This is a genomic window from Enterobacter sp. EC_64, from assembly GCF_019584165.1.
Classification (GTDB): domain Bacteria; phylum Pseudomonadota; class Gammaproteobacteria; order Enterobacterales; family Enterobacteriaceae; genus Enterobacter; species Enterobacter roggenkampii.
This window is the reverse complement of sequence record NZ_VDAS01000036.1, coordinates 21,516-28,482: the sequence shown is the minus strand read 5'-3', so window position 1 is coordinate 28,482 and position 6,967 is coordinate 21,516. Positions and strand designations below refer to the sequence as shown.

9 protein-coding genes and 1 other RNA gene are annotated in these 6,967 nt (G+C 52.9%); 4 read left to right on the top strand and 6 right to left on the bottom strand.

The annotated features are described in order from the left end of the window. Positions 1–159 precede the first annotated feature (159 nt). On the top strand, positions 160–585 hold the full coding sequence (locus FHC52_RS20475; RefSeq protein ID WP_123906383.1) for a hypothetical protein: 426 nt from the start codon (positions 160–162) through the stop codon (positions 583–585). 86 nt (positions 586–671) lie between these two features. On the opposite strand, the gene FHC52_RS20470 is transcribed toward FHC52_RS20475, so the two are convergent. The 3 genes from FHC52_RS20470 to smpB form a co-directional block, all read right to left on the bottom strand. Next, entirely contained in the window at positions 672–911 is a 240-nt protein-coding gene (locus FHC52_RS20470) for a DinI family protein (protein WP_013096351.1), read from the bottom strand. A 270-nt stretch (positions 912–1,181) separates the two neighbouring features. After that, positions 1,182–1,545, bottom strand: a transfer-messenger RNA (tmRNA) gene (gene ssrA, locus FHC52_RS20465). Between the two features lie 89 nt (positions 1,546–1,634). Continuing rightward, positions 1,635–2,117 carry an SsrA-binding protein SmpB gene (smpB, locus tag FHC52_RS20460; protein WP_008502505.1) on the bottom strand — a complete coding sequence of 161 codons (483 nt, stop codon included), beginning with the start codon at positions 2,115–2,117 and terminating at the stop codon, positions 1,635–1,637. A gap of 156 nt (positions 2,118–2,273) precedes the next feature. Here smpB and FHC52_RS20455 point away from each other — a divergent pair, with 156 nt between their 5' ends. Then, a complete protein-coding gene (locus tag FHC52_RS20455) occupies positions 2,274–2,711 on the top strand; it encodes a type II toxin-antitoxin system RatA family toxin (protein WP_008502504.1) in 438 nt (145 codons plus the stop codon). Beyond that, the gene (locus FHC52_RS20450) at positions 2,701–2,988 is read left to right on the top strand and encodes an RnfH family protein (RefSeq protein WP_023325903.1); all 288 of its coding nucleotides are present in this window, start codon (positions 2,701–2,703) and stop codon (positions 2,986–2,988) included. Before FHC52_RS20455 ends, FHC52_RS20450 begins: the two co-directional genes overlap by 11 nt. A gap of 108 nt (positions 2,989–3,096) precedes the next feature. On the opposite strand, the gene bamE is transcribed toward FHC52_RS20450, so the two are convergent. The 3 genes from bamE to nadK all read right to left on the bottom strand — a co-directional run bounded on the left by bamE (position 3,097) and on the right by nadK (position 6,199). After that, the gene (bamE, locus tag FHC52_RS20445; protein ID WP_008502502.1) at positions 3,097–3,435 is read right to left on the bottom strand and encodes an outer membrane protein assembly factor BamE; all 339 of its coding nucleotides are present in this window, start codon (positions 3,433–3,435) and stop codon (positions 3,097–3,099) included. Positions 3,436–3,573: 138 nt separating this feature from the next. Next, on the bottom strand, positions 3,574–5,235 hold the full coding sequence (recN, locus tag FHC52_RS20440) for a DNA repair protein RecN (protein ID WP_220420239.1): 1,662 nt from the start codon (positions 5,233–5,235) through the stop codon (positions 3,574–3,576). 85 nt (positions 5,236–5,320) lie between these two features. Beyond that, positions 5,321–6,199, bottom strand: coding sequence for an NAD(+) kinase (nadK, locus tag FHC52_RS20435; RefSeq protein ID WP_008502500.1), 879 nt, complete (start codon positions 6,197–6,199; stop codon positions 5,321–5,323). A 122-nt stretch (positions 6,200–6,321) separates the two neighbouring features. Here nadK and grpE point away from each other — a divergent pair, with 122 nt between their 5' ends. Further along, entirely contained in the window at positions 6,322–6,915 is a 594-nt protein-coding gene (grpE, locus tag FHC52_RS20430; protein WP_008502499.1) for a nucleotide exchange factor GrpE, read from the top strand. Positions 6,916–6,967 lie beyond the last annotated feature (52 nt).

Below are 6,967 nucleotides of genomic sequence, written 5' to 3'. Positions count from 1 at the left end.
TGCCCTAACAGGATCCCGGTCATCTCAAAATTGGTGTTAGTGTTAGACATATATTCAAGCCTATCTCTTATCTGGAGATACAGCTACTGTCTGGTGTTTCAGGGGGCTACATCATGTTTGTACATAAGCTTCATGTAACAAGAGGATCTACTGAAAGGAATGATGAGAGATGTGTGGGGGCTTACCGTAGTTGAATTTATTGCTATCAAGCGGAATCTTGAGAATATTTCTGATACATGGTCAGATCTCTGGGCAATGTTGTATCTGAGTCAGGCTAAGCCCGGACAGCTTCTTGGGGCAAAGTTTGATGATGTGAGCCATGATATTCTTGTTCTTTCAGCCACAAAAGGACTGAGGGAAAGATGCATTGCACTTAAGCCAGGAGTTAAAAGAATTCTCCACTCCCGCAGGGAGAAGTATCCTGAAGATGTGTTTTTGTTTCAGAGCCATTCACATCGTACCAAGACAACTCCAAGACCGGTAACGTTAGTTGCATTTAATGCGGCACTGAAAAGGGCATCTATTGGAGTGACCGCAAAAACAGTGAGTAGTAAAAGTGCTTATTATTTAACGCCACTAAGATGAAGTGCCGTTCAATATCGGAAAAGTACGATGGGTAGTGGTGCATGTCTGCGTAGTTGAAGGTATGCACGAAGCGAACACGGGCTTTGCTAATCATTCACCAGCCACATATTTGCGTCTTCAAACATTTCCTCCAGCATGCGGTTCAGCTTTTCCCGATCGCTTTTGCTGGCATCGCTATTCAAGCCGTTCGCCTGCATCGGCTTCACCCTCACTTCGGCATCAGGGAAGATCTGGTGCACTCGCTTCGTCAGCTCTGCCAGGATAATCTCTCTGGCCCCTTCAAGTCCCTCTACATTTCGCTTGTCATAAACCAGTTCAACGAACATAAAAGCCTCCGGAAAACCACTGTGGTTGTATACAGTATTTTTGCTGTAAAAATAAACAGTGTCAAGGCGAGCGGAGCACGAAATGGGATGTGTTTTTGTTACCCTTAGTTACAAATAGAAAAACCCCAGACCGTGAGATCTGGGGTTCTTTTAAAGTGCACGTGCATTTCACGTGCATTTTTTTGTCTTTTCTCGGTCTGAGCTCTGTCTGGTCAGAGTCCGTAAGTGGCTGTTTTTACTGCCACTGTCCTGTTACAGTCCTGTTAAAAGTGGTGGAGCTGGCGGGAGTTGAACCCGCGTCCGAAATTTCTACATCCTCGGTACTACATGCTTAGTTTGTCTTTACATTCGCACGCCAGCTGCGGACAGACACGCCACTAACGAACTAGCCTGATTAGTTTTAACGCTTCAACCCCAGGCAGGGCTTCCACGCGATCTCTTTTGGGTTTGACCTCTCTTTGATCCCCGTCTTAAGAGCGGAAGCTAGGGAGAGAGGGCTCAGAGCAGGTTATTAAGCTGCTAAAGCGTAGTTTTCGTCGTTTGCGACTATTTTTTTGCGGCTTTTAACGAGGCAAACCGCCCCTCGGCATGCACCTTGGGTTTCGCAAATCCCGTCGAATCCAGAATCAGCCCCAATAGTGTTGAACTGAGTATACCAGATTTCACTTCCTGGATACCAGCCCGGAACGCTAACTTATTGAATAGTACAATAAGTGTGCAGAATCAACGTCCTGCGTTTTTCATAATGCGCGCTTTGTCCAGCTGCCACTCGCGCTCTTTCAGGTCAGTACGCTTGTCGTGCTGTTTTTTACCCTTCGCGACGCCAACTTTCACTTTGCACCAGGCGTTTTTCCAGTACAGCGACAGGGCGACCACGGTGAAACCTTCGCGGTTGATGCGTCCGTAGAGGGATTCCAGCTCACGCTTGTTCAGCAGCAATTTGCGCGTGCGCGTAGGGTCACACACATAGTGTGAAGAGGCGACGGTCAGCGGCGTAAAGTTCGCGCCGAAAAGGAAGGCTTCGCCATCTTTCAGGATCACGTAGCTATCGCCAATGTTGGCTTTCCCGGCGCGCAGCGATTTTACTTCCCAGCCCTGCAACGCAAGGCCAGCTTCGAATTCTTCTTCAATGAAATACTCGTGGCGAGCACGCTTGTTGAGCGCAATGGTCGCCGAGCCTGGTTTATGTGCTTTTTTCTTCGTCATAAGTGTCGTAAAGCCGTCGGTAATCTGATTTCAAAAAGTCACCTCATTGCGTCCTGTGAGGTCTAACGCGCTATCTTAGCACGAGATGAGGCTTAGCGTTTTTTTAACAGGTGATAAATGTTATTATTTGTCCGTTGTGTGACCATGGGAAATGCTATGCCTCAGATTAGCCGTACTGCGCTTGTGCCTTACAGCGCGGAACAAATGTATCAGTTAGTGAACGATGTTCAGTCTTATCCAGAATTTATTCCGGGATGCACCGGGAGCCGCGTTCTGGAATCCGGCCCGACGCAGATGACCGCGGCGGTGGATGTCTCCAAAGCGGGGATCAGCAAGACGTTCACCACCCGTAATACGCTGACGAACAATCAGAGTATTTTGATGCATCTGGTGGATGGTCCGTTCAAAACCCTGATGGGAGGCTGGAAGTTTACGCCGCTGAGCGCTGACGCCTGCCGCATTGAGTTCCATCTGGACTTCGAGTTTACCAATAAGCTGATTGAGCTGGCGTTTGGACGCATCTTTAAAGAGCTGGCATCGAATATGGTTCAGGCGTTCACCACCCGCGCCAAAGAGGTTTACAGTGTCGCATAAGATTGCTGTAGAAGTGGTGTACGCGCTGCCGGAGAAACAGTATCTGCAGCGCGTGACGCTGGAAGAGGGGGCGACCGTTGAGGAGGCCATCCGTGCTTCCGGCATCCTTGAGCTTCGCAGCGATATCGACCTGGCGAAGAACAAGGTCGGGATTTACAGCCGTCCGGTGAAGCTGGGCGATGTGCTGAAAGAGGGCGACCGGGTGGAGATTTATCGTCCGCTGATTGCCGACCCGAAAGAGCTGCGTCGTCAGCGCGCGGAGAAGGCCAGTAAGTAGCGCTTTCTTCTCCGATGGCGCTGCGCTTACCGGGGCTACGATTCTTCGTAAGAACTCAGATACAAAAAAGGTGCTCAATGAGCACCTTTTTGCATTTCTGACACCGGATTATTTAGTCAGGGCAGGCTTGTTGTCGATGTTGGTCAACACACCGGCGCTGCTGAAGGTCAGCGTCAGGGTCTGCTGGGTCGCATCTTCATGGCCCGGCTTCTGGCGGAATACATAGAACCAAGTGTTAGTGCCGAACGGATCGGACATCATCGGGGTTCCCAGTGCATAAGCGACCTGCTGTTGTGTCATCCCCACGCGGATTTTGGACACATCGTTAGGGGTAAGGTAGTTCCCCTGGTTGATGTCAGGACGGTAAACCACTTTCTCCAGAGTGGAACAGCCTGCGGTCAACATCAGAAGAACCGCTGCGGCAGCGGTCAGCATTTTACAACGCATAGTGATTTGATTCCTTTTCGGGCCCGAGCAGAACGCGGCTCATATGTAATATGCCGATGATAATAGACCTTGCCCCACTTTGAAACCGGTCTGGCGGCGTTTTTGTTGTTCTGTATGACCCTGAGATCCCGAAAAAGTTTATGCCGCCAGCAGTTCTTTCGCGTTCGCGAGTGTGTTACGCGTGACTTCGCTGCCGCCGAGCAGGCGTGCCAGCTCCTGCAGACGCGCACGTTTATCCAGCGGCTTCATGTGCGTTTCGGTCATTTCACCGTCGGTTTCTTTGCTGACGATAAAGTGATGATGGCCACAGCCCGCGACCTGCGGCAGGTGGGTGACACACATCACCTGCGTGGATTCGCCGAGCTGGCGCAGCAGTTTACCCACCACCGCCGCCGTCGGGCCGCTGATGCCGACATCCACTTCATCGAAAATCAGCGCCGGGGTGTCCATTTTACTCGCGGTGATCACCTGAATCGCCAGCGCAATACGCGACAGTTCGCCGCCTGAGGCCACTTTGGAGATCGCCTGCAGCGGCTGCCCCGGGTTGGTGGTGACGCGGAATTCGATGCGATCCGCACCTTCCGCCGTCAGGTGGTTCTCTTCAAAGCGAACGTCAATGGTGAAGACGCCGTGCGGCATCGCCAGCGTGTGCATGCTGTCGGTAATGTGCTGGCTTAACTCCTGAGCATAGTGCTGACGAATTTTATGCAGCTTTTGCGCTGTCGCCAGCGCCTGTTCATGGTGCAGGCTCACCGCCAGAGAGAGGGTCTCCTGCGAGTCAGCCTGATCGTCAAGCTGCTGCTGCTCGTCCAGCAGAGACTGATAGTAGCCCGGCAGCTCTTCCGGCGTAACGTGGTGCTTGCGCGCCAGCGAGATCTGACGGGAGATACGCTGCTCCAGCTCAAAAAGACGGTTCGGGTCGAGATCCAGACGCTCACAGTAGTGGCGAAGTTCGTCACCGGCTTCAGAGATCTGAATGGCCGCCTCTTCCAGCATATCCAGGACGCCAGACAGTTTGCTGTCCATGCCGACCAGTTCGGTAAGCAGCTGACGGACGTTATACAGCTGGCTCTGCAGGTTCACGTCTTCGCCATCCGCCAGCAGGTTGAGCGCATTCTGGCTGGTTGAGAGCAAGTGACCGCTGTTCGCCAGGCGCTTATACTCTTCGTCGATTTGCTCAAACTCACCCGGCTGCGGGTTGAATTCGTTCAGCTCTTTGAGCTGGTATTCCAGCAGCTCCGCACGGGCGGCGCGCTCCTGGCTTTGCTGCTGGTGCTGGGCAAGTTCACGGCAGCTCTGATGCCACTGGCGATAGTGCTCTGCCATAAGCTGAGTAAGCGCGTACTCACCCGCATAGCCATCCAGCAGCGCTTTCTGCTGTTCGGGTTTAACGAGTTGCTGATGCGCGTGCTGACCGTGGATTTGGATAAGCAGCTGGCCGAGTTCACGGAGCTGGGAGAGCGGGACCGCCGTGCCGTTGATAAAGCCGCGTGAGCGACCGTCGCTGCTAATAACGCGGCGAAGTAAACACTCACGTCCATCTTCAAGCTGGTTCTGTTCCAGCCAGCGCTGGGCGGCAGGTGTGTCTTTCAGGGAGAAACGGGCGCACAGGTCGGCACGGTTTGCGCCCATGCGCACCATGTCGCCCTCGGCGCGGCCGCCAAGGCACAAGCCGAGGGCATCAATGGCAATGGATTTACCCGCACCGGTTTCCCCGGTGATCGCCGTCATGCCGCTGTGGAAATCGATCTCAAGCTCACGAACAATGGCAAAGTTGCTGATGGTCAGTTGTGCCAGCATAATTGTTTTCCTGTATGAAAAACCATAACTGTGTTTTCATACAGTATAAACTGGTTTTATATACAGTAAAGTCCTGGATGCAAAATCAGAACAATTTTTTTGACCAGCCAAGCTTCGAGCTTAATGTGTTGAAATAGCTGTAATCTTTTGGATGTATCAAATTCAGGTGGTAATCACACCGGCGAATAAGCACATCTTCACCTTCCTGGATAGGCAGCGCTATCTGGCTGTCGCAACTGATCTCCAGGTCGTTACGGCGGTGCGAGAAGCGCAGACGGATCGTGCTGTCGCCGTTGATCACCAGCGGGCGGGCGGAGAGCGTGTGCGGGAACATCGGCACCAGGGTAATGGCATCCAGCGAGGGCGTCAGGATGGGGCCGCCGGCAGAAAGCGAGTAGGCGGTTGAGCCGGTGGGAGTAGAGATAATCAGCCCGTCGGAACGCTGGGAGAAGGCAAAGATCTCGTCGATATAAACTTCGAACTCAATCATGTGCGCCACTTTGCCAGGGTGAAGGACAACCTCGTTAATGGCGGTGCTGATGCGTTTCTGGCAGTCCTGCTGGCACACCTGCGCTTCCAGTAAAAAGCGTTTTTCACTGATATAGTGGCCTTCCAGCACGTCGGCCAGCTGCTGCTGCGCATTGTCCGGGTCGAGGTCGGTTAAAAAACCGAGATTGCCACGGTTGATGCCGATGACCTTGATGTCATAACGCGCCAGCGTGCGGGCCGCGCCGAGCATGTTGCCGTCGCCTCCCACCACCACGGCGAGATCGGCCTGTTGGCCAATTTCCGCCAGCGTGCCGGTTTTGACGCTCTTCAGCTGCAGTTCCTGGGCAATCTGCTGCTCGACCATCACTTCATAGCCTTTGCTACACAACCAGCGATACAACATTTCATGTGTCGTTAGTGCGGTAGGGTGACGCGGATGCCCGACGATCCCAATACACCTGAAATGATTATTCATTTTCTGGAGGTCCTTGTGCCTGATGAATGATGACAATCTGTCTTGTTCCCTTGAATCCCGGAAACTGATCCCCATAATAAGCGAAGTTAGCGAGATGAATGCAGAAAAACGCGGAGAAATTCATGAGTAGTAAAGAACAGAAAACGCCTGAGGGGCAAGCCCCTGAAGAAATTATCACGGAACAGCACGATGAAGTTGAGGCTGTAGAGCCAGACGCATCTGCTGAGCAGGTGGACCCGCGCGATGAAAAAATTGCGAATCTGGAAGCCCAGCTGGTAGAAGCACAGAATCGCGAACGCGACAGTGTTCTGCGCATCAAGGCGGAAATGGAAAACCTGCGTCGTCGTACCGAGCAGGACGTTGAGAAGGCGCACAAGTTCGCGCTGGAGAAATTCGTCAACGAACTGCTGCCGGTGATCGATAGCCTCGACCGCGCGCTGGAAGTGGCTGACAAAGCGAATCCGGACAACGCCGCAATGATCGAAGGTATCGAACTGACGCTGAAATCCATGCTCGACGTAGTGCGTAAGTTTGGCGTGGAAGTGATTGCCGATACCGACGTTCCGCTGGATCCAAACGTTCACCAGGCCATTGCGATGGTTGAATCTGAAGAGATTGAAGCCGGTAAAGTGCTGGGCGTGATGCAGAAAGGCTATACCCTGAACGGCCGTACCATCCGCGCTGCGATGGTGACCGTGGCGAAAGCGAAAGCGTAATTCGCTATCCGTAGTGCCGGGTAGCGGCGTTCGCCTTACCCGGCCTACAACC